The organism is Ciceribacter thiooxidans, from assembly GCF_014126615.1.
In the GTDB taxonomy this organism is placed as follows: domain Bacteria; phylum Pseudomonadota; class Alphaproteobacteria; order Rhizobiales; family Rhizobiaceae; genus Allorhizobium; species Allorhizobium thiooxidans.
Map to the genome: position 1 here is coordinate 2181548 of NZ_CP059896.1, position 24423 is coordinate 2205970.

At 64.2% G+C, this 24423-nt stretch carries 25 protein-coding genes; 16 read left to right on the forward strand and 9 right to left on the reverse strand.

The window, feature by feature from the left end; all coding sequences use genetic code 11:
• The first annotated feature begins 106 nt into the window (after positions 1–106).
• From H4I97_RS10555 to H4I97_RS10565, 3 genes are read left to right on the forward strand one after another with little or no spacing between them, the layout of a single operon-like run.
• Complete coding sequence (locus H4I97_RS10555) at positions 107–1993, forward strand: ABC-F family ATP-binding cassette domain-containing protein (RefSeq protein ID WP_182304584.1); 1887 nt, start codon at positions 107–109, stop codon at positions 1991–1993.
• 58 nt (positions 1994–2051) lie between these two features.
• A complete protein-coding gene (locus H4I97_RS10560) occupies positions 2052–2312 on the forward strand; it encodes a type II toxin-antitoxin system VapB family antitoxin (RefSeq protein WP_182304585.1) in 261 nt (86 codons plus the stop codon).
• A complete protein-coding gene (locus tag H4I97_RS10565; protein ID WP_182304586.1) occupies positions 2299–2697 on the forward strand; it encodes a type II toxin-antitoxin system VapC family toxin in 399 nt (132 codons plus the stop codon). The genes H4I97_RS10560 and H4I97_RS10565 overlap by 14 nt, the downstream gene beginning before the upstream one ends.
• Before the next feature lie 16 nt (positions 2698–2713).
• Here H4I97_RS10565 and H4I97_RS10570 read toward each other — a convergent pair whose 3' ends face one another.
• Together H4I97_RS10570 and H4I97_RS10575 are read right to left on the reverse strand one after the other, a co-directional pair.
• Positions 2714–3163 (reverse strand): DNA polymerase III subunit chi, encoded by a 450-nt coding sequence (locus tag H4I97_RS10570; RefSeq protein WP_182304587.1) that lies wholly within the window; start codon positions 3161–3163, stop codon positions 2714–2716.
• A gap of 17 nt (positions 3164–3180) precedes the next feature.
• A complete protein-coding gene (locus H4I97_RS10575; RefSeq protein WP_182304588.1) occupies positions 3181–4680 on the reverse strand; it encodes a leucyl aminopeptidase in 1500 nt (499 codons plus the stop codon).
• Between the two features lie 187 nt (positions 4681–4867).
• Here H4I97_RS10575 and H4I97_RS10580 point away from each other — a divergent pair, with 187 nt between their 5' ends.
• The 10 genes from H4I97_RS10580 to H4I97_RS10625 all read left to right on the forward strand — a co-directional run bounded on the left by H4I97_RS10580 (position 4868) and on the right by H4I97_RS10625 (position 14803).
• Positions 4868–5641, forward strand: a complete 774-nt coding sequence (locus tag H4I97_RS10580; RefSeq protein WP_244658620.1) for a phosphatase PAP2 family protein — start codon at positions 4868–4870, stop codon at positions 5639–5641.
• Between the two features lie 110 nt (positions 5642–5751).
• Positions 5752–6804 carry an LptF/LptG family permease gene (locus H4I97_RS10585; RefSeq protein ID WP_182304589.1) on the forward strand — a complete coding sequence of 351 codons (1053 nt, stop codon included), beginning with the start codon at positions 5752–5754 and terminating at the stop codon, positions 6802–6804.
• Positions 6768–6929: a hypothetical protein gene (locus H4I97_RS10590; protein ID WP_182304590.1), complete on the forward strand. Its 162-nt coding sequence runs from the start codon at positions 6768–6770 to the stop codon at positions 6927–6929. The genes H4I97_RS10585 and H4I97_RS10590 overlap by 37 nt, the downstream gene beginning before the upstream one ends.
• Positions 6926–8011 carry an LPS export ABC transporter permease LptG gene (lptG, locus tag H4I97_RS10595; protein ID WP_182304591.1) on the forward strand — a complete coding sequence of 362 codons (1086 nt, stop codon included), beginning with the start codon at positions 6926–6928 and terminating at the stop codon, positions 8009–8011. Before H4I97_RS10590 ends, lptG begins: the two co-directional genes overlap by 4 nt.
• Positions 8011–10356: an LPS-assembly protein LptD gene (locus H4I97_RS10600; protein WP_244658621.1), complete on the forward strand. Its 2346-nt coding sequence runs from the start codon at positions 8011–8013 to the stop codon at positions 10354–10356. Before lptG ends, H4I97_RS10600 begins: the two co-directional genes overlap by 1 nt.
• A 199-nt stretch (positions 10357–10555) precedes the next feature.
• Entirely contained in the window at positions 10556–11500 is a 945-nt protein-coding gene (locus H4I97_RS10605) for a SurA N-terminal domain-containing protein (protein WP_182304593.1), read from the forward strand.
• 18 nt (positions 11501–11518) lie between these two features.
• Positions 11519–12544: a 4-hydroxythreonine-4-phosphate dehydrogenase PdxA gene (gene pdxA / locus H4I97_RS10610; protein ID WP_182304594.1), complete on the forward strand. Its 1026-nt coding sequence runs from the start codon at positions 11519–11521 to the stop codon at positions 12542–12544.
• Positions 12544–13371 carry a 16S rRNA (adenine(1518)-N(6)/adenine(1519)-N(6))-dimethyltransferase RsmA gene (gene rsmA / locus H4I97_RS10615; protein WP_182304595.1) on the forward strand — a complete coding sequence of 276 codons (828 nt, stop codon included), beginning with the start codon at positions 12544–12546 and terminating at the stop codon, positions 13369–13371. The genes pdxA and rsmA overlap by 1 nt, the downstream gene beginning before the upstream one ends.
• Before the next feature lie 101 nt (positions 13372–13472).
• On the forward strand, positions 13473–13946 hold the full coding sequence (locus tag H4I97_RS10620; protein WP_182304596.1) for a carboxymuconolactone decarboxylase family protein: 474 nt from the start codon (positions 13473–13475) through the stop codon (positions 13944–13946).
• The gene (locus tag H4I97_RS10625) at positions 13946–14803 is read left to right on the forward strand and encodes a sigma-70 family RNA polymerase sigma factor (protein ID WP_182304597.1); all 858 of its coding nucleotides are present in this window, start codon (positions 13946–13948) and stop codon (positions 14801–14803) included. Before H4I97_RS10620 ends, H4I97_RS10625 begins: the two co-directional genes overlap by 1 nt.
• 28 nt (positions 14804–14831) lie before the next feature.
• On the opposite strand, the gene gmk is transcribed toward H4I97_RS10625, so the two are convergent.
• From gmk to fabD, 7 genes are all read right to left on the reverse strand, one after another.
• Positions 14832–15488: a guanylate kinase gene (gmk, locus tag H4I97_RS10630; protein ID WP_182304598.1), complete on the reverse strand. Its 657-nt coding sequence runs from the start codon at positions 15486–15488 to the stop codon at positions 14832–14834.
• Between the two features lie 3 nt (positions 15489–15491).
• Entirely contained in the window at positions 15492–16382 is an 891-nt protein-coding gene (locus H4I97_RS10635) for a YicC/YloC family endoribonuclease (RefSeq protein WP_182304599.1), read from the reverse strand.
• A 90-nt stretch (positions 16383–16472) separates the two neighbouring features.
• On the reverse strand, positions 16473–17648 hold the full coding sequence (gene mltG, locus H4I97_RS10640; RefSeq protein WP_244658773.1) for an endolytic transglycosylase MltG: 1176 nt from the start codon (positions 17646–17648) through the stop codon (positions 16473–16475).
• 123 nt (positions 17649–17771) lie between these two features.
• Positions 17772–19028 (reverse strand): beta-ketoacyl-ACP synthase II, encoded by a 1257-nt coding sequence (gene fabF / locus H4I97_RS10645; RefSeq protein WP_182304601.1) that lies wholly within the window; start codon positions 19026–19028, stop codon positions 17772–17774.
• 106 nt (positions 19029–19134) lie between these two features.
• Positions 19135–19371: an acyl carrier protein gene (locus H4I97_RS10650; RefSeq protein ID WP_027507378.1), complete on the reverse strand. Its 237-nt coding sequence runs from the start codon at positions 19369–19371 to the stop codon at positions 19135–19137.
• Between the two features lie 272 nt (positions 19372–19643).
• Complete coding sequence (gene fabG, locus H4I97_RS10655; protein ID WP_182304602.1) at positions 19644–20381, reverse strand: 3-oxoacyl-[acyl-carrier-protein] reductase; 738 nt, start codon at positions 20379–20381, stop codon at positions 19644–19646.
• A gap of 31 nt (positions 20382–20412) precedes the next feature.
• Positions 20413–21357, reverse strand: coding sequence for an ACP S-malonyltransferase (gene fabD, locus H4I97_RS10660; RefSeq protein ID WP_182304603.1), 945 nt, complete (start codon positions 21355–21357; stop codon positions 20413–20415).
• Positions 21358–21605: 248 nt separating this feature from the next.
• Between fabD and H4I97_RS10665 the strand changes: the two genes are divergently transcribed.
• The 3 genes from H4I97_RS10665 (at position 21606) to rpsF (ending at position 24413) form a co-directional block, all read left to right on the forward strand.
• Positions 21606–22649, forward strand: coding sequence for an aldo/keto reductase (locus H4I97_RS10665; protein WP_182304604.1), 1044 nt, complete (start codon positions 21606–21608; stop codon positions 22647–22649).
• A gap of 38 nt (positions 22650–22687) precedes the next feature.
• Positions 22688–23680: a calcium/sodium antiporter gene (locus tag H4I97_RS10670; protein WP_244658622.1), complete on the forward strand. Its 993-nt coding sequence runs from the start codon at positions 22688–22690 to the stop codon at positions 23678–23680.
• A gap of 277 nt (positions 23681–23957) precedes the next feature.
• A complete protein-coding gene (rpsF, locus tag H4I97_RS10675; RefSeq protein ID WP_182304605.1) occupies positions 23958–24413 on the forward strand; it encodes a 30S ribosomal protein S6 in 456 nt (151 codons plus the stop codon).
• Positions 24414–24423 lie beyond the last annotated feature (10 nt).

A 24423-nucleotide genomic window follows, 5' to 3' on the forward strand; every position in this document is an offset into this window, starting at 1 on the left:
AAATGTTGCCCGCCGGACACCCCGGCGAAGTGGCCGCATACCGGCGCGCCCCGCAAGGCCGCTCCCGTCTTGCCTTTGGCGAGCGCTTCCGCCAAAAGCCAAGGCCATGATTACCATCAACGACATCTCGGCCCGCATTGCCGGGCGGCTCCTGATCGACCACGCGACCGTTTCGCTGCCCGAAGGCACCAAGGCAGGCCTCGTCGGCCGCAACGGCGCCGGCAAGTCGACGCTCTTCAAGATCATCACCGGCGAACTCTCCGCCGAAACGGGATCGATCACCATCCCGAAGAACGCCCGTATCGGTCAGGTGGCGCAGGAAGCGCCGGGCACCGAAGACGCGTTGATCGAGATCGTCATGGCTGCCGACAAGGAGCGCGCGGCACTCCTCAAGGAGGCCGAAACGGCTACCGATCCTCACCGCATCGCCGAGATCCAGACGCGGCTCGCCGATATCGGCGCCCATTCGGCGGAGGCGCGCGCCGCGACCATCCTCGCCGGCCTCGGCTTCGACCATGAGGCACAGCTTCGCCCGGCCTCGTCGTTTTCCGGCGGCTGGCGGATGCGCGTGGCGCTTGCCGCCGTGCTCTTTTCCGAGCCCGACCTCCTGCTCCTCGACGAGCCGACAAACTATCTCGACCTCGAAGGCACGCTCTGGCTCGAGGAGTATGTACGGCGCTATCCGCACACCGTCATCATCATCAGCCACGACCGCGACCTCCTGAACACCGCCGTCAACGCCATCATCCATCTCGACCAGAAGAAGCTCACCTTCTATCGCGGCGGCTACGACCAGTTCGAGCGGCAGAAGGCGGAAGCCGACGAATTGCAGATGAAGGCGAAGGCGAAGAGCGACGCCGCGCGCAAGCACCTGCAGAGCTATATCGAACGCTTCCGCTACAAGGCGTCGAAGGCTCGGCAGGCCCAGAGCCGCATCAAGGCGCTGGAGCGCATGGGAACGGTCGCTGCCGTGATCGAGGATCACGTCCAGCCGATCACCTTTCCCGAACCGGAAAGGCAGCCGGCCTCGCCGATCGTGGCGATCTCCGGCGGCGCCGTCGGCTACGAGCCCGGCAAGCCGATCCTGAAGAACATCAACCTGCGGATCGACGCCGACGACCGCATCGCGCTCCTCGGCTCGAACGGCAACGGCAAATCCACCTTCGCCAAGCTGATCGCCGGGCGCCTCAACCTGCAGGCCGGCGAGATGAAGCTCGCCCCGAACCTCTCCGTCGGCTTCTTCGCCCAGCATCAGCTCGACGACCTCGTGCCGGACGAGACGCCGGTCGACCACGTGCGCCGGCTGATGCCGCAGGCGGGCGAGGCGCAGGTGCGCGCCCGCGTCGCGCAGATGGGGCTTGCGACCGAGAAGATGGCGACCGCCGCCAAGGATCTTTCCGGCGGAGAAAAGGCGCGTCTGCTGATGGGGCTCTCCGCCTTCCACGCGCCGAACCTCCTGATCCTCGACGAGCCGACCAACCATCTCGACATCGACAGCCGCCGTGCGCTGATCGAGGCGCTCAACGACTACAACGGCGCCGTCATCCTGATTGCCCACGACCGGCACCTGATCGAGGCGACGGTCGACCGGCTGTGGCTCGTCAACAACGGCACGGTCAGCGTCTTCGACGGCGACATGGAGGACTATCGCAGCCTTGTGGTCGCAGCAGCGCGCAAGCCGGACGACAAGGACAAGGCCGATGCCGGCGCCCAGGTCAACAAGGCCGACCAGCGCAAGGCCGCCGCCGACAAGCGGGCGAGTCTTGCGCCGCTCAGGAAAAAGATCAACGAAATCGAGTCTTTGACGAAGAAGCTGGAGACTTTGATTCAGGCGCTTGATGCGGAACTTGCAGATCCGGCGCTTTACGAGAAGAACCCGGCCAAGGCAGCGGACAAGGCAAAGCAGCGCGGCGAGGCCGCAGCGAAGCTTTCGGCGGCCGAGGAACAGTGGCTCGAACTCTCCGCCGAATACGAAGAAGCGATGGCCGGATGAGGTTTGAACACCCCGGAATATACAGTATATTGATGTTGTATATTCCGGAGGAATCACCATGCCTCTCTATGTGCGGGACGAGAGCGTCAACGCCCTGGCCGAACAGGCGCGAACCATCCTGAAGGCACCGACCAAGACCGAGGCGATCCGCCTTGCGCTGCAGCGTGTGATCGATGAGGAGCTGGCAAAGCCCTCGCTCGGCGAACGGGTCTCCCGGCTGCGCGAGAAATACGCGCTCGCCGACCATGCGAACCTGCACCCGTTCGACGACAAGGCCTTCCTGGACCAGATGTGGGGAGACGCCGATGTTCGTCGATAGCTCAGCCATCGTCGCCATCCTGATCGACGCACCGGAGGCCGGCGCGCTCATCGAACGGCTCGACGCCACCGCCACGCCGCGCATAACGACGCCGACCGCCGTCTTCGAGGCGACGACCGTGCTCGGCAAGAGGCTGGACCTCGAACCTCCGACGGCCGACCGGCTGGTGAAAGAATTCCTCGATGTCCTCGAAATCCGCATCACCCCGGTCACCGAGGAGATGGCGGCAAGCGCGCTCGAGGCCTTCGCCCTCTACGGCAAGGGCCGTCATCCGGCGGCTCTGAATTTCGGCGACTGCTTCTCCTATGCCGGCAGCCGGGCGGCGAACGTGCCGCTCCTCTACGCCGGCGACGGCTTCTCTCAGACCGATCTGCGCCAATACTGAAGGCAGGTCGGCAGGTTCAGGCCTTCTTTTCCCAGCGTCCTTCGGCCGTCTGCTGCCAGTAGGTCAGCGCATGGCCCTCGCCTTTCAGCTTCTTCCACTGCGCGCGGGCGGCTTCGAGCTGCGTCTGGTCGTAGCCGTCGAAGACGAAGACGACGCGGTCGTAGTCCAGCGCTCCCGGCGGCTCGGCGCCGTCGACGAGGAAGCGGACGCTCGCCGCATTGAGGTTCTCCGGCGAGACGGTCAGCAGCACCGGCTGCTGCTCGGCGCCTTCGGCGGCATCCGTTCCGTGCGGCAGGAAGCTCTCGTCGCGCCATGTCCAGAGATGGGCGTCGAGCGTATCGCGGCGGGCGGGATCGGCGGTCTGCACCGCCACCCGCCAGCCACGTTCGACGCTCTTTTCGAGAAGCGGCGGCAGGGCATCCTCGAGCTTCGATTCCGTCAGATGGTAGAAGAGGATCTCGGCCAAGATGCCCGCCCTTCCCGTCACGCTTCGTAGTTCGCGCGCACCAGCTCGTCGAGGAGCCGGACGCCGAAGCCAGATCCCCACGAGCGATTGATCTCGTCGCTCGGCGAGCCCATGGCGGTGCCGGCAATGTCGAGATGCGCCCACGGCGTTTCCTGCACGAAACGCTTGAGGAACTGCGCCGCCGTGATCGACCCGGCCTGACGGCCGCCGGTGTTCTTCATGTCGGCGAACTTGGAATCGATGAGCTTGTCATAGTCCTTGCCGAGCGGCATCCGCCACAGGCGCTCGTTGGTCGCGAGACCCGCCGCCAGCAATTGTTCCGAAAGCGTGTCGTCGTTCGAAAACAGGCCGGCATGCAGGTTGCCGAGCGCGACGGTGATCGCACCGGTGAGCGTCGCGAGATTGATCATGAAGGCGGGCTTGAAGCGGTCGTTGCAATACCAGAGTGCGTCCGCCAGCACGAGGCGACCTTCAGCATCGGTGTTGATGACCTCGATCGTCTGCCCGGACATCGAGGTGACGATGTCGCCGGGCCGCTGGGCATTGCCGTCCGGCATGTTCTCGACGAGGCCGATGACGCCGACGACGTTCACCTTCGCCTTGCGGGCGGCGAGCGTGTGCATGAGGCCGGTGACGGCGGCGGCACCGCCCATGTCGCCTTTCATCTCCTCCATGCCGCCGGCCGGCTTGATGGAAATACCGCCGGTATCAAAGACCACGCCCTTGCCGACGAAGGCGATCGGCTTGTCCTTGTGCTTGCCGCCCTTCCACTGCATGACGGCGAGCCGCGGCGGCCTGACCGACCCCTGGGCGACGCCGAGCAGCGCGCCCATGCCGAGCTTCGTCATGTCCTTCTCGGTGAGGATGTCGACCTCGACGCCGAGCGCTTCCAGCGCCTTCGCCTTGTCGGCAAACTCCTCCGGCCCGAGAACGTTGGCCGGCTCGTTGACGAGGTCGCGGGCGAGCACGACGCCCTGGGCGACCGCCTCGCTGTCGGCAAACGCCTTGCGCGCCGCGGACGCCTCGACGGTGACGATCGTCACCTTGACCTCCTTCGGCTCGGACTTTCCGTTGCCGTTATCGTCGCCCTTGCGGGTCTTGTAGGTGTCGAAATCATAGTTGCGCAGCAGCATGCCGAGGGCGAAGTCGGTGGCGGCCTTGCCGTCCGCATCGAGACCCGGTGCGTCGAAGAAGACCGTCACCTTTTCGGCGGACTTGAAGATGCCGGCTGCGGCACCCCCGGCGCGCAACCAGTCGTGGGCGGTGATCTCGGCCGTCTTGCCGAGGCCGAGAACGACGATCCGGTCGGCCGGCGAACCATGCGGTGCGAGGATGTCGAGCACTGCGCGGGCCTTGCCGGTGAACCTGCCAGTCCTGGCCGCCCTGGCGATTACGCCCTCCGGGTCGGCGACGTCGGCGCCGGCGACCGCGTCGGCTCCCTGAAGCTGAAGGAGGACGGCGAGCCCACCGCTGATCCGGTGGTCCTTGGCGAAGGAAATGTCGAATTTGGAAGACATGGAGACTCCGGGGGAAGGTCGAAACGAGAGCCGGGATCATGGCCCTTTCGGTCATGAACGCAAGCGTCAATTGTCCCGACATACCGCTCTTTGCACCGTTGGCAAGACCTGCCGCCTCCCCCTCTTGCCTGACGGGCGGGGAAGCGGATAGGGTCGCGCCGCCTCGAAAGGACCGGGAACAACCGACGTGAAGATCGACATCAAAGCCGCGGAGAGCGGACACCTGCAACAGCCCGGAACGCGAAAGATGTTGCGTGCCGCCGTTGCCCTCTTCGTTCTCTGGTGGGCACTGCTGCTCGTCTTCTATCTATGGCCGGACATCGACCTTTCCGTCGCGGGTGCCTTCTTCGAGCCCGGTCCCTGCACCGGGACCCACACGCCAGCCACCGTTTGCGGCAGCTTTCCCTGGAGCAAGGATTCCCTCGCCGTCGCCGTGAGGAAGGTTTTCTTCTACATTCCGGCCGCCGCCGGCGTGCTGCTGCTCGGCATTCTCGTCGACGGTCTCGCCCGGCGCGGTGCGGCCTATGGTGCGGCGAGGCTGCAGCAACTCGGCCTCTCGCTCGCGGCTCTCCTCCTCGGTCCCTATGTGCTGGTGAACCTACTCCTCAAGAGCTTTTCCGGGCGGCCCCGCCCCTACCAGACCGACCTCTTCGGCGGCGACCTGCCCTTCGTCCCGGCCGGCTCCTTCATGGGGCAGTGCGACAACAACTGCTCCTTCATTTCGGGCGAGGCCGCAGGTGCAGGCTGGGTCGCCTGCCTCCTTCTCTTCCTGCCGGCGAAGCTCCGTCCGGTCCTCGCGCCGCCGATCCTCGTCGTCGCGCTGGTGACGCCGGCGATGAGGATCGCCTTCGGCGGCCATTATCTCTCCGACGTCGTGCTCGGCTGGCTCTCTTCGCTCGTCGTCTTCACAGCCGTCTTCGCCGTGTTCGAAATAGCGCGAAAACGGAAAATTGAGCGGTAGAGACACGAAAATCCGCATCGATCCTGTCGCCAAATCGTCGCAACCGTCGTAGAGAACCCGGTGTCCTCAGTCGCCGGCACGGCCCGACCGCCACGCCCTCGGGAAATGGAATGAAGCTTCTCGAACACTACATCCTGCGGCGCGTCTTTCAGATGATGCTCACCGCCCTGCTGCCGGTCCTGGCGATCATCTGGACCACGCAGGTGCTCGGGCGAATCAATCTGGTGACAGACAGCGGACAATCGGTCGGTTCGTTCATGAAGCTCGCCACCCTGATCCTGCCGACGATCATTCCGGCGGTGCTGCCTTTCGCGCTGGTGATCGGCATCACCCAGACGCTCTCGGCGATGAACAACGATTCCGAACTGGCGGTGATCGATGCGGCCGGCGCACCGCGCAGCATCATCAACCGCCCGATCGTCGTCTTCGCGATCCTGCTTTCGATATTTTCCTTCTTCATGGCGAACTTCGTCGAGCCGAAGCTGCGGGTCGCCGCCCGCGAGATGGTCGCCGCCGCCTATGCCGACCTTCTGTCGACGGTCATCGAGGAGAAGACTTTCCGCCGCATCGAGGACGGCCTCTACGTGCAGATCTCGGAGCGGCTGTCCGGCCGCGTCCTCAAGGGACTTCTCGTCGCCGATTCGCGCGATCCGGCCTATGATCTCATCTATTATGCGCGCGAGGGCGCGGTCGACGAGACAGGCACGGCCCTGGTGATGCGCGACGGCGAAGTGCACCGCAAGGCCCCGGACGGCAACGTTTCGGTCGTGCGTTTCGATTCCTACTCTTTCGACCTTTCGGATCTGACGCAGACACGCGGCCAGGCCCAGTTGCACGCCCTCGACCGCGACCTGCCCTATCTCTTCAATCCCGACATGACCGACCCCGACGTCAAGAGGAACTACGGCGAGTACAGGAGCGAGCTGCACAAGCGGCTTACGAGCTGGGCTTTCCCCTTCGTGTTCGCGCTGATTGCGCTTGCCCTCTCCGGCAATGCCCGTTCCCATCGCGAGGCACGCATTCCGCCGATGGCGACGGCGCTGACGATCGCGCTCGTCATCTTCTGGCTCGGCAATTACACGGTCAAGCTCACGGAGAAGAACGAGGCTTATGCCCCCTCATCTACATGCTGCCGCTTGTCAGCAGCGGCATCGCGGCGCTGAAACTCTGGCGGGGCAAGGCCTGGCGCCTGCCGCGCCCGCTCTCCGACAGCGCAACGCGCGCCCTGCGCGCGATCAACCTGCGTTTTGCCGGTAACGAAACCGACGGAAAGGGCGAGGTGCGATGATCTTCACCCTCGGCCGCTATTTCTTGCGGCGCTATGTCGTGACCACGCTCTGGTTCCTCGTCGGCGTGACGTCGATCATCTATCTGATCGATTTCAGCGAGACGACAGGCCGGTTTGCCGGGCTCACGGGCTATTCGCTGCCCGGCGTCCTCTACCTGACCGCGCTGCGCCTGCCGCTGATCCTGCAGCAGACAATCCCGTTCGTCGCTCTCTTCGTCGGCATGACGACGCTGATTGCGCTCAATCGCAAGTCGGAACTCGTCGTCGCACGCGCCGCCGGCATATCGGTCTGGCAGTTCATGATGCCCTTCATCGTCGGGGCTCTGATGGTCGGCCTCGTCACCACGCTGGTCATCAATCCGCTGGCGGCGTGGGGACAAAGCCAGGCACTCAACATCGAATCGACCTGGCGTGAGGCGAGTAACCGCCGCAAGGAGACGACCGCCGTTCCGTGGCTGCGCCAGATCAGCGGCAAGGATGACGTGGTCATCGGCGGAAGGACCGTTCTGGAGAACGGCACCCTGATTACGGATGCCGTGCTCATCCACTTCGACAGCGACGGCCGGATCATCCTTCGGCAGGATGCACGGTCGGCAAAGTTGAAAGATGGTTACTGGCTCCTTACCGACGTCACCGAGACGCGGCCGGGCGAAGTTCCGACAAGGCTCGCTACAGCCAAGGTCAGTACCAATCTGAAACAGGAGTTCGTCCAACAGCGTCTCGCACAGCCGGAGACTGTTGCTTTTTATGATCTTTCTCAGAAAATTGCCGTTGCGCGATCGTTCGGCGTCTCCACCAAAGCGCTTGAAACGCAGTTTCACTCGCTGCTGTCGCTTCCGTTCCTGCTCGTCGCCATGACCCTGATCGCCGCCACCGTCTCGTTAAAATTCAGTAGATTCAACCAGTCCCGGTCGGTGATTCTGGGTGGAATCCTTTCGGGCTTCGTGCTTTATGTTGTAACCACGCTTGTCAAAGCATTCGGAAGCAGCGGTGTCGTGCCGCCATTCGTCGCGGCATGGGTACCGGTCGTCGTGGCGATGGCACTCGGAGCGACGATCCTGCTTCACCAGGAGGATGGTTAGTGGCGGTAACAGACCGCGGAAATATCAGAAGGCTGTTTCTGGCCCTGCTGACGAGTGCCGCTGTGTGCTCCTACCTGTCCTCGACGGTCGCTGTGCGCGCGCAGGACAGCGGGCAGCTGCGCAATCTCGAGCCCAGTATTCCCGAAGACGCAAAGCTTCTGCTCGCCGCCAACGAACTCGTCTATGACCGTGATGCCGAGCGCGTCATCGCGCGTGGCGCTGTACAAATCAATTATGCCGGCTATCAGATGGTGGCCCGGCAGGTTGAATACGACCAGAAGAGCGGTCGCATGACGGCCACCGGAAACATCGAGCTCGTCGAGCCGGGCGGCAACCGGCTCTATGCCGACACAATGGACGTCACCGACGATTTCGCGGACGGCTTCCTCAAGGCGCTCCGGATCGAAACGACCGACAACACCCGCCTGGCCGCGGAAAGTGGTCAGCGCGTCGGCGGCCGGGACATCATTCTCAACAAGGGCGTCTATACGGCCTGCCTTCCCTGCGCCGATCACCCGGAACGGCCGCCGCTCTGGCAGGTCAAGGCCGAGCGCGTCGTGCAGAACGGCGAGACCCATACGATCCGTCTCGAAAAAGCCCGTTTCGAGCTCTTCGGCAGGACGGTCGCGGTACTCCCCTTCCTCGAAGTGCCGGATCATACGGTGAAGCGCAAATCGGGCTTTCTGTTCCCCGAGATGCAGACCTCGCAGAACCTCGGCTTCGGCCTGACGGTTCCTTACTACATCGCGCTTTCCAACCAGCGTGACGCGACGATCCGCGCCACCGGCTTCACCAGCCAGGGCCTGCTTCTGGAGACGGAAGTCCGCCAGCGCTTCGAGAAGGGAACGGCGACGCTCCGCTTCGCCGGCATCCAGCAGCTCCACAGCGAAAATTTCGACGCCGGCACCAGCGACGCGCGCAGGGACCAGCGCGGGATGGTGGCTTCCAAGGGCGAGTTCAAGATCAATCCCCGCTGGACGTTCGGCTGGGACGTCATGCTGCAGAGCGACAACAACTTCGCGCGCACCTACAATCTCGACGGACTCGACGGCACCACGCATGCCAACGACGTCTACCTGTCGGGTCTCGGCGAGCGGAACTATTTCGACCTGCACGGCTACTATTTCGACGTGCAGGATGCCGACCCCGAGAGCAACGCCGAGAAGCGCCAGCCGGTCGTGCTGCCGTCCCTCGACTACAGCTATGTGGCACCCGAGCCTGTGGCCGGCGGGCAATTGTCCGGTACGCTCAACTTCACCGGGCTGTCGCGTTTCAAAACAGACGAAGTCGACACGGATGCAGACGGCATCAGCGATCGCTTCCGCGGGCTCAAGGGATCGATGAGCCGGATGACGGCAGAGACCGAATGGAAGCGGACATTCTCCGTTCCGGGCGGCCTTCAGCTCACCCCGCTGCTTGCTGCCCGCGGCGATGCCTACTGGCTCGATATGAACAGCCCGACGGGCTATACCGGCGATTACTACGACCAGGCGACCGCAAGCCGTCATATGCTGACGGCAGGGCTCGAGGCGCGCTATCCGATCCTGATCACCACCGACAACAGCAGCCATATCGTCGAGCCGATCGCGCAGATCTATGCGCGCAACGACGAGCAGCTTGCCGGCCGGCTGCCGAACGAGGATGCGCAGAGCTTCGTCTTCGACGCTACCAACCTCTTCGAACGTGACAAGTTTTCCGGTTTCGACCGCGTCGAAGGCGGCACCCGCGCGAATGTCGGCATCCGCTATACCGGCACGCTCGACAACGGTTTAGGCCTGCGTGCCATCTTCGGCCAGTCTTACCAACTCGCCGGCCTGAACTCGTTTGCGACGGATGACCTCGTCCATGCGGGCGCAGATTCCGGTCTGGAAACCGACCGCTCCGACTATGTCGGCATGGCGGGCATCGACATACCGAACGGCCTGACGCTGAGCGCCAATGCGCGTTTCGACGAACGAACGTTCGACGTGCGCCGCACCGATGCGAGCCTCGGCTTCACCAACGACCGGCTGCTGGCGAACCTTACCTACACGCAGATCGCCGCACAGCCTGAATACGGTTTCAAGGACAAGAACGACGAGCTGCAGGCGGCAAGTTCGGTCAAGGTCGACGAATACTGGTCGGTCTTCGGTTCGCTCACCTGGGACATCAACAACGCCACGATCAACCGCAAGGGGATCGGCATCTCCTATGCCGACGAGTGCACGATCTTCTCGCTGGTCTACTCCGACAAACGCGACCCGAACGACGAGTCCGCGAGCGACTGGACGATCGGCGCACGACTGACCTTCCGCACGCTCGGTGACGTCCGCGTCGGCAAGACCGACCTCGCCGGCTTCGATTGATCAAGGCGCCGGAACGGTCAGGCATGGGCGTATCGCGATCTTCCCTCCGATTATCCCGGACGAATGCAGGCGACATCCCGGCGCAAATGTCATTGTTTCGCCGCACGGATTGTGCAATCCCTGCTGCACATTATACTTCGGTGGCCAACGAAATGCCGGGTCGCGTGAACACAAGCGCGCCCGATGGAAAGGAATGCCAATGACTTTTGGCAAAAAGCAGACACGTATCCTGCTTCTCTGTGCGGCAGCGCTCGCCTTCACCGCAGCCCCCGGCCCCCTGCCTGGCCTTCCCGTAGCCCATGCGGCGAGCGAAGTCGCCGTGGTCGTCAACAAGACCGCGATCACCACGGGCGACGTCGCCAAGCGCATGGCCTTCCTGCGCCTTCAGCACCGTAAGGGCGACCTGAAGAAGATGGCGCGCGAAGAGATGGTCGACGAGACCCTGAAGCGTCAGGAGATCGCCCGCGTCGGCATGTCGGTCAGCACCGAAGAGGTCGATGCCGCCTTTGCCCGTTTCGCGAGTTCCAACAAGCTCTCCGCCCAGCAGCTGACAGGAATCCTTAGCCAGGCCGGCGTCACGGCCGACCACTTCAAGGCATATATCGCCGTCTCGATGAGCTGGCCGCGCCTCGTCAACGCCCGCTACGGTTCCCGCGGCAAGCTTTCGAGCCAGGAGGTCGCGACGCGTCTCCTGGAGCGCAAGGAAAAGCCGGTCACCACGGAATACTTCCTGAAGCAGGTGATCTTCGTCGTCCCTGCGAACAAGAAGGGCATCGTCGGCAAGCGCAAGTCGGAAGCCGAAGCCTCGCGTTCGAAGTTCCCCGGCTGCGATCAGGCGATGGAGTTCGCCAAGAACTATCGCGACGTGTCGATCCGCAACCTCGGCCGCGTGCTCGCGCCGGAACTGCCCGACGACTGGAAGCCGCTGATCGAGAAGGCGAAGGGTGCGACGACCGGAACGCGCGTCACCGACCGCGGCGTCGAGTATCTGGCGATCTGCAACCAGCGCCAGGTGTCGGATGACGTCGCGGCGGAAGTCGTCTTCCGCGCCGAAGACCTCGGCAAGGAGAAGCCGTCGGACAATCCGAACGCAAAGAAGTACCTCGATGACCTGCGCTCCAAGGCGCAGATCGTCTATCGCTGATCCCCGGGGCAACCGACGATGACACAGACCGAGAGCCTTCCTCTCGCACTCAGCCAGGGGGACCCGGCGGGTGTGGGTCCCGATATCGCACTTTCGGCCTGGCTGGAGCGGACGGTTCACGACGTGCCACCGTTCCTCTTCATCGGAGATCCGGCCGTTCTCGCCGTTCGTGCGAGGCAGCTCGACATCGACGTGCCGCTGAAAGAGACCGATGCCGCCGGTGCCGTGTCCGTCTTCTCCGATGCGCTCCCGGTGCTGCCGATTCCAACCGGCGTCGACGTGGTGGCGGGCAGCCCGCACGTTTCGACCGCCAAGTCGACGATCGCCGCGATCGAGGCGGCCGTCCAACTCTGCTTCGACGGCAAGGTGCGCGGCATGGTCACCAACCCGATCGCAAAGGCCGTGCTCTACGAAGCCGGCTTCGGCTTTCCGGGCCATACCGAATTCCTGGCCCATCTCGCGAGCCGCGCCACGGGGCAGACCTGCCGTCCGGTGATGATGCTTGCCGGGTCGAAGCTGAAGGCTGTGCCGGTCACCATCCATATCCCGATCAAGGATGTTCCGGCTGCGCTGACCGAGTCGCTGATCCTCGAGACCTGCCGCGTCACGGCCAAGGACCTCAAGGAGCGTTTCGGCCTTTCCTCGCCGCGGCTTGCCGTCGCCGGGCTCAATCCCCACGCGGGCGAAGGCGGGGCGATCGGGCTCGAGGACGAGGAGATCATCCATCCGGCGATCATGCAGCTGCGGGAGGAAGGAATCGACGCCTTCGGTCCGCTGCCCGCCGATACCATGTTCCACGACGAGGCGCGCCGTCGCTACGACGTCGCGATCTGCATGTACCATGACCAGGCGCTGATCCCGGTCAAGGCGCTCGGTTTCGACGACTCCGTCAACGTGACGCTCGGCCTTCCCTTCGTGCGCACCTCGCCCGACCACGGCACCGCCTTCGGCATCGCCGGCACCGGCATCGCCCGCCACGACAGCCTCGTCGCCGCACTGAAGCTCGCTTCGGAGATCTCCCGCCCCGCGGGCGCCGCCTCCTGATGGCGGCTCTCGACGGTCTTCCGCCGCTGCGCGACGTCATTCGTCGCCATGAGCTCGACGCCCGCAAGGCGCTCGGCCAGAACTTCCTGCTCGATCTCAACCTGACGCAGAAGGTCGCCCGCACCGCAGGCTCGCTCGAAGGCGTGACCGTGTTCGAGGTCGGTCCCGGACCGGGCGGCCTCACCCGCGCGATCCTCGCGCTCGGCGCCAAGAAGGTGATCGCCGTCGAACGCGACGCCCGCTGCCTGCCGGCGCTCGCCGAGGTGGCCGAACACTATCCCGGTCGGCTGGAGGTGATCGAGGGCGATGCGCTGAAGACCGATTTCGAGGCGCTCGTACCCGAAGGTCCGGTCAAGATCATCGCCAACCTGCCCTACAATGTCGGCACGCAGTTGCTGGTCAACTGGCTGCTGCCGAAGACCTGGCCACCGTTCTGGCAGTCCCTGACGCTGATGTTCCAGAAGGAAGTCGGCCAGCGCATCGTGGCGGACGAGGACGACGATCACTACGGCCGCCTCGGCGTGCTCTGCGGCTGGCGCACCGACGCCCACATGGCCTTCGACGTACCGCCGCAGGCCTTCACGCCGCCGCCGAAGGTCACCTCGACCGTCGTCCATCTCATCCCGAAGGCAAATCCCCTGCCCTGTTCGGCGGAAAAGCTCGAGCGCGTCACGCACGCCGCCTTCGGCCAGCGGCGCAAGATGCTGCGCCAGAGCCTCAAATCCCTCGGCGGCGAAGCCTTGCTCGTAAAGGCCGACATCGACCCGGCGAGACGGGCCGAGACGCTGTCGGTGGAGGAGTTCGTCCGGCTGGCGAATTCGCTCTGAGGGACGCCGCCCGACGCCGGGCGTGCAAAAAAATCGCCGGCATGTCACATCGGGCGATGTCCACTCGTCATGGTGTCGTAACCAACAGAAGGATACGAACCATGAGTGCAAGACTTGATATCTTCTCCGCCGCTCCCGCCCTGATGAAGAAGTGGATGGGCGTGTCGATGGATGCCGCCGCCAGCCTCGAGCCCAGCCTTATCGAACTCGTCAAAATCCGCGCCTCGCAGATCAACGGCTGCGCCAACTGCCTCAACATGCACACCGTCGAGGCCCGAGCGAAGGGCGAGAGCGAGCAACGCATCTATCTCCTCTCCGCCTGGCACGAGGCGCCGTGCTATTCCGATCGCGAGCGCGCCGCGCTAGGCTGGACCGACGCCCTGACCCGGCTCTCGGAAGGCCACTCGCACGACCGGGCCTACGAGGCGCTGAAGGCGCATTTCACGGAGGACGAACAGGTGAAGCTCACATTGATGATCAATGTCATCAACGGCTGGAACCGTCTCGCCGTCGGCTTCGGCCTCTGGGTCGACCCCGCCGCGGCGAAAGCAGCCCAGACGGAGGTGGCGGCCTGATGGCACCCCAGTCCCAGGAGGACGCGGCGGCGAGCTTCGACCCGCTGCGTCCGAAACTCATCCGCGTCGCCTACCGGATGCTCGGTTCGGTGGCCGACGCCGAGGACGTGGTACAGGAGGCCTTCATCCGCTGGATGGGGGCCGACCGCCATGCGGTGCGCGAGCCGGAGGCCTTCCTCCGGCGCACGGTGACGCGGCTTTGTCTCGATCAGCTGAAATCGGCAAGGCGCCAGCGCGAGACCTATGTCGGCCCCTGGCTTCCAGATCCGGTCGTCGAGGACGAGGAGGAAGAAGACGTCACGCTGCCGCTGATGCTGGCGCTGGAGCGTCTCTCGCCGCTCGAACGTGCGGCCTTCCTGCTGCACGACGTGTTCGGCCTGCCCTTCGAGGAGGTCGCCACCACGATCGAACGGGACCCGCCCGCCTGCCGGCAGCTCGCCACCCGTGCGCGGGGCCATGTGCGCGAGGCACGGTCACGCTTCCAGATCGACAAGGAACGCGGCGTCGAACTCGCCGAGGCCTTCTTCGCGGCCTCGCGCAGCGGCGACATGTCAGCGCTCGGGGCGATGCTCGCGGCCGACGTCAGCGTCCATGCCGACGGCGGCGGAAAACGCGCAGCGGCCGGCGCACCCATCTTCGGCTTCGAGGCTGTCATGATGCTGCATGATCATCTGGCCGAGCTCTTCCGGAAGAACGGCTCGCAACTCGTCCACGCCGGCTTCATCAACGGACTGCCGGGGTTCGTCTCGCTGGAGGCCGACGGCGAACTCCAGACGACGGCGCTCGATATCGTGGACGGGAAGATCGCGGCGATCTACGTCGTCCGCAATCCCGACAAATTGCGGCACCTGAATTAGGGTCAGCCGGAGGCAATGCCTCCGGCTGTTATGTCTCGGTGATGAGCCCGTTGACGAAGTCGAACAGGCCGTGGCGCCGGTCGCGCCGCAGCCGCTCTGCCTTGATGATCGATTTGACCGAGTCGATCGCGGTGTTGAGATCGTCGTTCACGATCACGTAGTCGTATTCCCGCCAGTGCTCGATTTCGGAGCGCGAATTGGCAAGCCGCGTCTGGATCACCTCTTCCGTGTCTTCCGCGCGGCGATGCAGGCGCGACTGCAGTTCGGCCATGGTCGGCGGCAGGATGAAGATCGACACCACGTCGGCCGGCATCTTTTCCTGCAGCTGCTGGGCGCCCTGCCAGTCGATGTCGAAGAGCATGTCGCGGCCCTCGGCCATGGCGATTTCCACCGGATCACGCGGCGTGCCGTAGAAATTGCCGTGGACCTCGGCCCATTCGAGCAGGGAGTCGGAGGCGCGCAATGCCTCGAACTCGCGTTGTGAGACGAAGCGGTAGTGGACACCCTCCACCTCGCTGTGGCGACGCTCGCGCGTGGTGACGCTCACCGACACGCTGATCTGCATGTCCGGCTGGCTGAGCAGCGTGCGCGCGATCGACGACTTTCCCGCGCCCGACGGCGACGAGATCACCAGCATCAATCCGCGCCTGGCGATCTCCACCACGCCCCCCTTCGGCTTACCCATTGTCTACTCCAAATTCTGGACCTGTTCCCGGAACTGGTCGATGACGACCTTCAGTTCGATGCCGGCGGAGGTCACCGCAACGGCATTGGACTTGGAACAGATGGTATTCGATTCGCGGTTAAATTCCTGCGCCAGGAAATCAAGCTTACGCCCGATCGGGCCGCCTTCGGCAAGCAACTCCCGGGCGGCGCCGACATGCGCCTTCAGCCGGTCGATCTCTTCGCGGAGATCTGCCTTGGTGGCAATCAGCGCGGCCTCGGCGTGCAACCGGTCGCGGTCAAGCGAGGGTGCGCTTTCCAGCAAGGCCTGAAGCTGCGCTTCCAGCTTGCGGGCGATCTCTTCCGGCGAGCGTGACGGATCGGCCTCGACGCGACGGGCGAGCTCCTCGATCCTGTCGACGTGTCCAGCAAGGAGACGGCCGAGCGCCTCGCCCTCCCGCCGGCGCATGTCGCCGAGGGCGGCGACTGCCTTGGAAAGGCCTTCGAGGATGGCGGCGTCACGCGCGGCGATGATCTCTTCGCTGTCGACTGCTTCGCGGAACTCGACGAGCCCGCGGATACCGAGAAGCGCATCGAGGCGCATCGGCGAAGGATCGACGACCGAGGAACCGAGCGCATCGCGCAGTTTGAGGACGGCTGCAAGCGCCTCCTCATTGACGACTGCCTCGACACGGTTCTCGCTGATGGTGACGGAAAGGGTCACCTGCAGATTGCCGCGAGACAGCGCCTCGGAAAGACGGTGGCGCACCTCGACTTCGAGGGCCTCCATGCCGCCCGGCAGGCGCAATCTTATATCAAGCCCCTTGCCGTTGACCGAGCGCAATTCCCAAGCCCAGCGGTAGCGCCCGCTGGTGCCTTCGCTTCGAGCAAAGCCGGTCATGGATTGCAGTGCCATCGCTCTACTCCGTAGGCTCTGAAGGACAGGGTTCATCCGGCGTTCGCCGTGCGGGCCGGAGCCCGGGAATGCGGAGCCGATATCGGGCTGCTAGTTGTTCGGCGGCGGAGCGTCCATCACCGCTTCGGGCTCGACGCCACGCTCGGCTTCGAGCTTGCGCCACTTCTTGACGTTGGCGTTGTGCTCTTCGAGCGTCGCCGCGAAGACGTGTCCACCGGTGCCGTCGGCCACGAAGTAGAGGTCCTTGGTGCGCCAGGGATTGGCGACCGCTTCGAGCGCTTCCCGGCCCGGATTGGCGATCGGCCCCGGCGGCAGGCCCTTGACCACGTAGGTGTTGTAGGGCGTTTCCTTCTTCAGGTCCGACTGGTAGATCGGACGGTCGGCCGGCTTTCCGTCGCCGCCGAAGAGGCCGTAGACGATCGTCGGGTCCGACTGGAGACGCATTCCCTTCTGTAGGCGATTGTAGAAGACGGAGGCCACGTGGGCGCGTTCGTCCGGCTTGCCCGTTTCCTTTTCCACGATCGAGGCGAGCGTCACGAGTTCGAGCTTGCTCTTCAGCGGCAGGTCGGGATCACGCTTCTCCCAGACCTGGTCGACGATCTTCTCCTGTGCCGCGATCATCTGGCTGATGATCTCGTCGCGCTTGGTGCCGCGGGAAAACTTGTAGGTGTCGGGCCGGAGCGCCCCTTCGGCCGGCAACTCCGCCGGCAGCTCGCCCTCGAGTACCGGATCTTCGGCAAGCCGCTTGAACATCTGCTTGACCGACAGCCCTTCCGGGAAAGAGATCGCATAGAGGATCGACTTGCCGGATTTCAGGAGATCCATGATCTCCTTCATCGAGGCCCCCGCCTTGATCTCGTATTCGCCCGCCTTCAGCGTCTCGTTGTCGCCGAGGTAGGTGGCCGTCACATAACGGAAGATGCGGGAATCGGTGACGACGCCGGTCCGCTCGAGATTGTTGGCGATCTCGGCAAGGCCCGCGCCGTTGCGAACGACGAAATTGACGTTCGCCTGCAGCGGCCCCCGCTCCTGGTACGCCGACATCACGTAATAGAAGCCGGCGACGGCGATCACGAAAACCGTGACCGTCAGCGTCATCAGGAAATTGAGGAAGATCACCAACTGGCTGCGCGCCTTGCGCGAGCGTTTGGGAGGCGCCGGAACCCGTTCCGGCTTCAGCGCTTCGGTCGGCGATTTCGGAATGATCGGGCCCTTGGACGCGGGTTCCGCGGTACGGCCGGGCTCATTCCCGTTGTTGTGATCGATCTCGCTCACCGGCACTCCTCTTCATTTCGGTCCAGCCGCTCTTTCGCCGGACATTGCGGCGAAAACCGGTATGCGGCATCCGTCCCGAAAGCGTCGTTCCGGCGCGCCCGGCCTGCCGGCAGGTTATCCCTGGTAGCGACGCAGGACCAGCGAGGCATTGGTGCCTCCGAATCCGAACGAATTGGAAAGCGCGACATCGATCTGACGTTCGCGCGCCTTGTGCGGCACGAGGTCGATCGCCGTTTCCACTTCGGGATTGTCGAGGTTGAGCGTCGGCGGCGCGATATTGTCACGGATCGCGAGCGCAGAGAAGATCGCCTCGACGGCGCCGGCGGCGCCGAGAAGATGGCCGATCGCCGACTTGGTCGACGACATCGAGATCTTCGAGGCGGAATCGCCGACGAGCCGCTCGACCGCGCCGAGCTCGATGACGTCGGCCATGGTCGAGGTGCCGTGGGCATTGATGTAGTCGACATCGGCAGGCGTCAGGCCGGCGCGCTTCAGCGCCATCGCCATGCAGCGCTGCGCGCCTTCACCGTCTTCCGATGGGGCAGTGATGTGGTAGGCGTCGCCGGAAAGGCCGTAGCCGACGATCTCGGCATAGATCTTGGCACCACGGGCCTTTGCGTGCTCCAGCTCTTCCAGCACGACGATGCCGGCTCCCTCGCCCATGACGAAGCCGTCACGGTCCTTGTCGTAGGGACGCGAGGCGCGGGTCGGATCGTCGTTGCGGGCGGTCGACAGCGCACGGCAGGCGGCAAAGCCGGCAAGCGAGATGCGGCTGATCGGCGATTCGGTGCCGCCGGCGACCATTACGTCGGCATCGCCGAGCGCGATCAGGCGCGCTGCGTCGCCGATGGCATGGGCGCCGGTCGAGCAGGCGGTGACGACCGAATGGTTCGGGCCGCGCAGCTTGTGACGGATCGAAACCTGGCCGGACGCCAGATTGATGAGACGGCCGGGAATGAAGAACGGCGAAAGGCGGCGCGGACCCTTGTCGCGCAGGATGAATCCCGCCTCGACGATGCCTTCGATCCCGCCGATGCCGGAGCCGATCAGCACGCCGCTCGCGATCTGGTCCTCGTCGCTCCTGGGATGCCAGCCGGCATCCTCGAGCGCCATGTCGGCGGCCGCGATCGCGTAAATGATGAAATTATCGACCTTGCGCTGTTCCTTGGGCTCCATCCAGTCGTCGGGACTGAACGCACCCTCGCCCTCGGTCGGAATGCGGCAGGCAACCTGCGCAGGCAGGTCATCGACCTCGAATTCGGTCACGCGGCGTGCGCCGCTCTGCCCGGCCAGGAGTTTCGACCACGTCACCTCGGTTCCACATCCCAGAGGCGATACCATGCCGGTACCGGTGATAACGACCCGTCTCATAGTCCGCAGCCCACCTGTTCTTTCGGTCTGAAAACAGCAAGGCCCGCCAGGAGCGGGCCTCCGCAGGCCGGATCTAGGGCGATCCGCCTGCCTAGCATGTCAACGATCAGGCCTGAGCCTTCTCGATGAACTTTACCGCGTCGCCGACGGTCAGGATGGAATCGGCCGCGTCGTCCGGGATTTCAACGCCGAACTCTTCTTCGAAAGCCATGACCAATTCGACCGTGTCGAGCGAGTCGGCGCCCAGGTCGTCGATGAAGCTCGCGCCTTCGACGACTTTCTCGGCATCAACGCCAAGATGGTCAATTACAATTTTCTTCACGCGTTCTGCGATATCGCTCATGTCGGTTTCCTCGACCTTCTTTATCTCGGGGCGCCGCGACGGTCCCCTACCCTGTATCAAACCGGCGATCGATGCTTTTGCAACCTCACCGGCAAACTCGTTCAGCCCAATCCACAACGAACAGCAGCCTAGGCACAACTGCCGCCTGTCATTTCGGGACGACTGTACACAGTCTTGGCCCGCTTAACATGCTTTAAGCCCTTCGCAAAGCCTGAAAATCACCGGCGAGAGGCTGCTCAACATGCAAATCCCGCGCGCAATGCGCGCGAGCGTCAGATCATCGCCATGCCGCCGTTGACGTGAAGCGTCTGGCCGGTGACATAGCCCGCCTCGTTGGAGGCGAGATAGAGGACGGCGGCGGCGATGTCGCTGCCGGTGCCCATGCGCTTCATCGGGATCGCCCCCATGATCGCTTCCTTCTGCTTCTCGTTGAGCTTGCCGGTCATGGCGCTTTCGATGAAGCCCGGCGCGACGCAGTTGACGGTGACGTTGCGCGTCGCGATTTCCTGGGCGAGCGACTTCGAGAAGCCGATCATGCCCGCCTTCGAGGCGCAATAGTTCGTCTGGCCCGGATTGCCGGTGACGCCGACGATCGAGGTGATGTTGATGATGCGACCGAAGCGGCGGCGCATCATCGGATGGGTGAGTTCGCGGGTCAGCCGGAAGACCGCCGTCAGGTTGACCTCGAGGACACTGTCCCAGTCCTCGTCGCTCATGCGCACGAAGAGACCGTCCTTGGTGATGCCGGCGTTGTTGACGAGGATGTCGACGCCTTCGAGTTCGGCTTCCGCCTTCTCACCGAGCGCCTTCACTTCGTCGCGGCTCGACAGGTTCGCCGGGAAGATCTTCACCCGGTCGCCGAGATCGGCGGCGAGCGCCTCGAGCTTCTCGACGCGCGTTCCATGCAGGCCGACGATGGCGCCACGCGCATGCAGCAGGCGGGCGATTTCCTCGCCGAGGCCGCCGGTTGCGCCGGTGACGAGGGCCTTGCGGCCGGTCAAATCAAACATGATCGCAATCCTTGTTTTTCGAAACGGAAGATCAGCCGAGAAGTGCTGCGAGCGCGGCGTCGATATCGGCCGGCGTGTTGACGGCAATGCCGTTCACGGACTTGTCGATGCGGCGGGCGAGACCCGTCAGGACCTTGCCCGAGCCGAGTTCATAAAGCGTGGTGACGCCGTTTGCGGCGAACCATTCAACCGTCTCGCGCCAGCGAACCTGGCCGGTGACCTGTTCGACGAGCAGCGCGGCGATCTCGTCGGCTGACGTGACCGGCGCGGCGCGGACGTTGGCGATCAGCGGTACGACCGGGTCCTTCTTCCCAACCTTGGCGAGCGCCTCGCGCATGGCCTCGGCGGCCGGCCCCATCAGGGCGGAATGGAAAGGTGCGGAGACGGGCAGCATGATGGCGCGCTTTGCGCCCTTGTCGGTCGCAAGGGTAGCCGCCTTTTCGACTGCGGCCTTGCCGCCGGAAATCACCAGCTGGCCGCCGCCGTTGTCGTTGGCGATCTGGCAGGGTCCGACGGCGGAGGCCTCGACGCAAATAGACTGCACGTCACCGTGCTCGAGCCCGATGATCGCGGCCATGGCGCCTTCGCCGACCGGAACGGCGGCCTGCATGGCGTTGCCGCGGATGCGCAGGAGCCGCGCGGTATCGGCGAGCGAGAAGGTGCCGGCGGCGCAGAGCGCGGAATATTCGCCGAGCGAATGGCCGGCGACGAAGGCGACCTTGGACTTGAGATCGAGGCCGCGGGCCTGCATCACGCGGATCACTGCCATCGATACGGCCATCAGCGCCGGCTGGGCGTTGGCGGTCAGCGTCAGGGTTTCTTCCGGCCCTTCGAACATGACGGAGGAGAGCTTCTCGCCGAGCGCCTCGTCGACTTCCTCGAAGACCGCACGGGCCTCGGGATAGGTCTCCGCAAGCTCCTTGCCCATGCCGACGGCCTGGCTGCCCTGGCCGGGGAACGTAAATGCCACACTCATGGTCCAATCCTTCTCGGGATATGTTCTTCCCTGACTTTTTTCTCTCCCTTTGACGGGTTTTCAAAGGGAGTCAAGTGCAGGCGGGCCGCTATGCCCCGCTCTCGGCACGTTGTCCAGAGCCGGGAGAGGAGCATCTGCGCATTGGCACAGGCGTGGAAAGAACGCGCTTGCAGTGCTGCGAAATCGACCTAGATTCGCAGCGCAACTCCCGCCCTCCGATATTCTTTCCAGCAACGGAAACCGCTTTCATGAAGTACAACAAACTCGGCCGAACCGGCATCACCGTCTCCGAAAGCTGCCTGGGGACGATGACCTGGGGTTCGCAGAACACTGAGGCTGAAGCCTTCGAGCAGATGGACTATGCGCTCGATCACGGCATCAATTTCTTCGACACCGCCGAACTCTACCCGACCACCCCACTCTCCGCCGAGACCTATGGCGACACCGAGACGATCATCGGCAACTGGTTCGAGAAAACCGGCAAGCGCAAGGATGTCGTGCTCGCGACCAAGGTCGCCGGCGCCGGCCGACCTTATATCCGCGGCGGCGAGCCGATCACCGGGGCGGCGATCCGCGAGGCGGTCGACGCGAGCCTCAGGCGGCTCAAGACCGACTATATCGATCTCTACCAGATTCACTGGCCGAACCGCGGTCATTACCACTTCCGCCAGGCATGGACCTACAATCCGTTCAAGCAGGATCGCGAGAAGGCTGTCGCCGACATCGAGGAGAAGCTCTCCGCGCTCGACGACTGCGTGAAGGCCGGCAAGATCCGTGCGATCGGCCTCTCCAACGAAACGGCCTGGGGCACGCTCAAATATCTCTCGCTTGCCGAGAAGAAGGGGCTCGCACGAGTGGCGACGCTCCAGAACGAGTACAATCTCCTCTACCGCAGCTTCGATCTCGATCTCGCGGAGGTCTCACATCATGAGGATGTCGGCCTGCTCGCCTATTCTCCGCTGGCTGGCGGCATTCTTTCGGGCAAGTATCTCGACGGACAGAAGCCTGCAGGCTCCCGCGGCTCGATCAACGGCGACATCGGCGGACGCCTGCAACCACGCCAGGAGCCGGCGACGCGCGCCTATGTCGAGATCGCCCGCAAGCATGGCCTCGATCCGTCGGCGATGGCACTCGCCTTCTGCCTCACGCGGCCGTTCATGGCCTCGGTGATCATCGGCGCGACCGGCATGGAACAGCTGAAGACCGACATCTCGGCCGCCGATCTCGTGCTCTCCGACGAGGTCCTCGCCGAGATCGCCAAGGTCCATCGCTTCTATCCCATGCCGATGTGAGGTCGCCCGCGGCATCGCGAAGCAGGCAGAAGACGCCATTGCAGGTTGCGCATGATCGTCCGGGCTGCTCCAATGGAGCGGTCTGGACGGCGAAGCGGAACGATATGGATTACCTCCTCGTAGCGAGCGGCTTGGTCTTTCTCTATTTCGGCGCGGAATGGCTGCTGCGCGGCACCGTCTCCCTGTCCCGACGGCTGGATATCCCGACGCTTCTGGTCTCGCTGGTCGTGATCGGCTTCGGAACCTCGCTGCCGGAACTCCTGGTGTCGCTGCGGGCCGCCTTCGCGGCCTCGCCGGGCCTCGTGCTCGGCAACGTCGTCGGTTCGAACATCGCCAACACGCTCCTCATCATCGGGATCGGCTCCGTCATCTCGCCGATGAAGGAGTGGGACGGTGCCGTCCGGCGTGACGCGCTGGTGATGCTCGCCGCGACCATGCTGATGCTCCTGCTCGTACAGTTCACTGAGGTCGGACGCTTCGCCGGCCTCGTCATGGTGACGCTTCTCGCCCTCTATCTGCACCAGGGTTATCGCAAGGCGAGGCGCGATCCGTCGACGCGGATCGTCGAGACGATCGAGGGCGAGGAACTGCCCTGGTCACGGATCGCCATCCTCATCGCCGCAAGCCTCCTGGCACTGTTTGCCGGCGCCGAACTGCTCGTCCGCGGCGCAACGAAACTCGCCACCGACTTCGGCGTCTCCGAAGCGGTGATCGGCCTGACGGTCGTCGCGGTCGGCACCAGCCTGCCGGAACTCGCGACCGCCGTCGTCGCAGCTTCCCGCCGCCAGTCTGACGTAACCGTGGGTAACGTCGTCGGCTCGAACATATTCAACATTCTCTTCATCCTCGGCGTGACGGCGCTTGTCCTGCCGGTGCCGGTCGCCCCGCGCTTCCCGGGGTTCGACGTCCCGGTGATGCTGGCCTCAGCGACCGTCTTCACCGCGGCGATCCTTCTCGACCGGCCGGTCGGCCGCCTGTTCGGGGTGCTGCTGCTCGCGCTCTACGGCGGCTATCTGGCGTTCGTCACCTGAACGATGGTGCGTTTCCGGCTTTTCAGCCTTGCCTTTCCTCGAAAAATGCGTATAAGCGCGCTGTTCAAAACACCCGGTCCTTCGGCTGGTGGCTGAACGGAGGGCAGGTCCTCGAAAGAGGATCGCAGGCACCGAAGGGTTGCCGGCCTCCCGTGTCTCCGCTCTCGACCGTCTCGATCAAACGCTTTTCTTGCCTGGTCTTTCCAGTTCCAAGAGCAGTCGTTGAGGCTTAGCGCCGGATCCGGGTGACGACAACCGCAAGAAAGGCAAGTCTACAATGGCTCTTTACGAACATGTATTCCTTGCCCGGCAGGATATGTCCGCTCAGCAGGTTGATGCCCTCGTCGAACAGTACAAGGGCGTCATCGAAGCTAACGGCGGCAAGGTCGGGCGCATCGAGAACTGGGGCCTGAAGTCCCTCACCTACCGCATCAAGAAGAACCGCAAGGCGCACTACGCCCTCATGGACATCGACGCTCCGGCGGCCGCCATCCATGAAATGGAACGCCAGATGCGCATCAACGAAGACGTTCTTCGTTACATGACCATCGCCGTCGAAGCCCACGAAGAAGGCCCGTCCGCGATGATGCAGAAGCGTGACCGCGACGACCGTCCGCGCCGTGACGGCGACGACCGTGGCCCGCGCCGCGACTTCGGCGACCGTGGCCCGCGTCCGGACCGTGGCCCCCGTGAAGGTGGCTTCGAACGCCGTCCGCGCGAAGACCGCGCGTAATTTCGAGCAC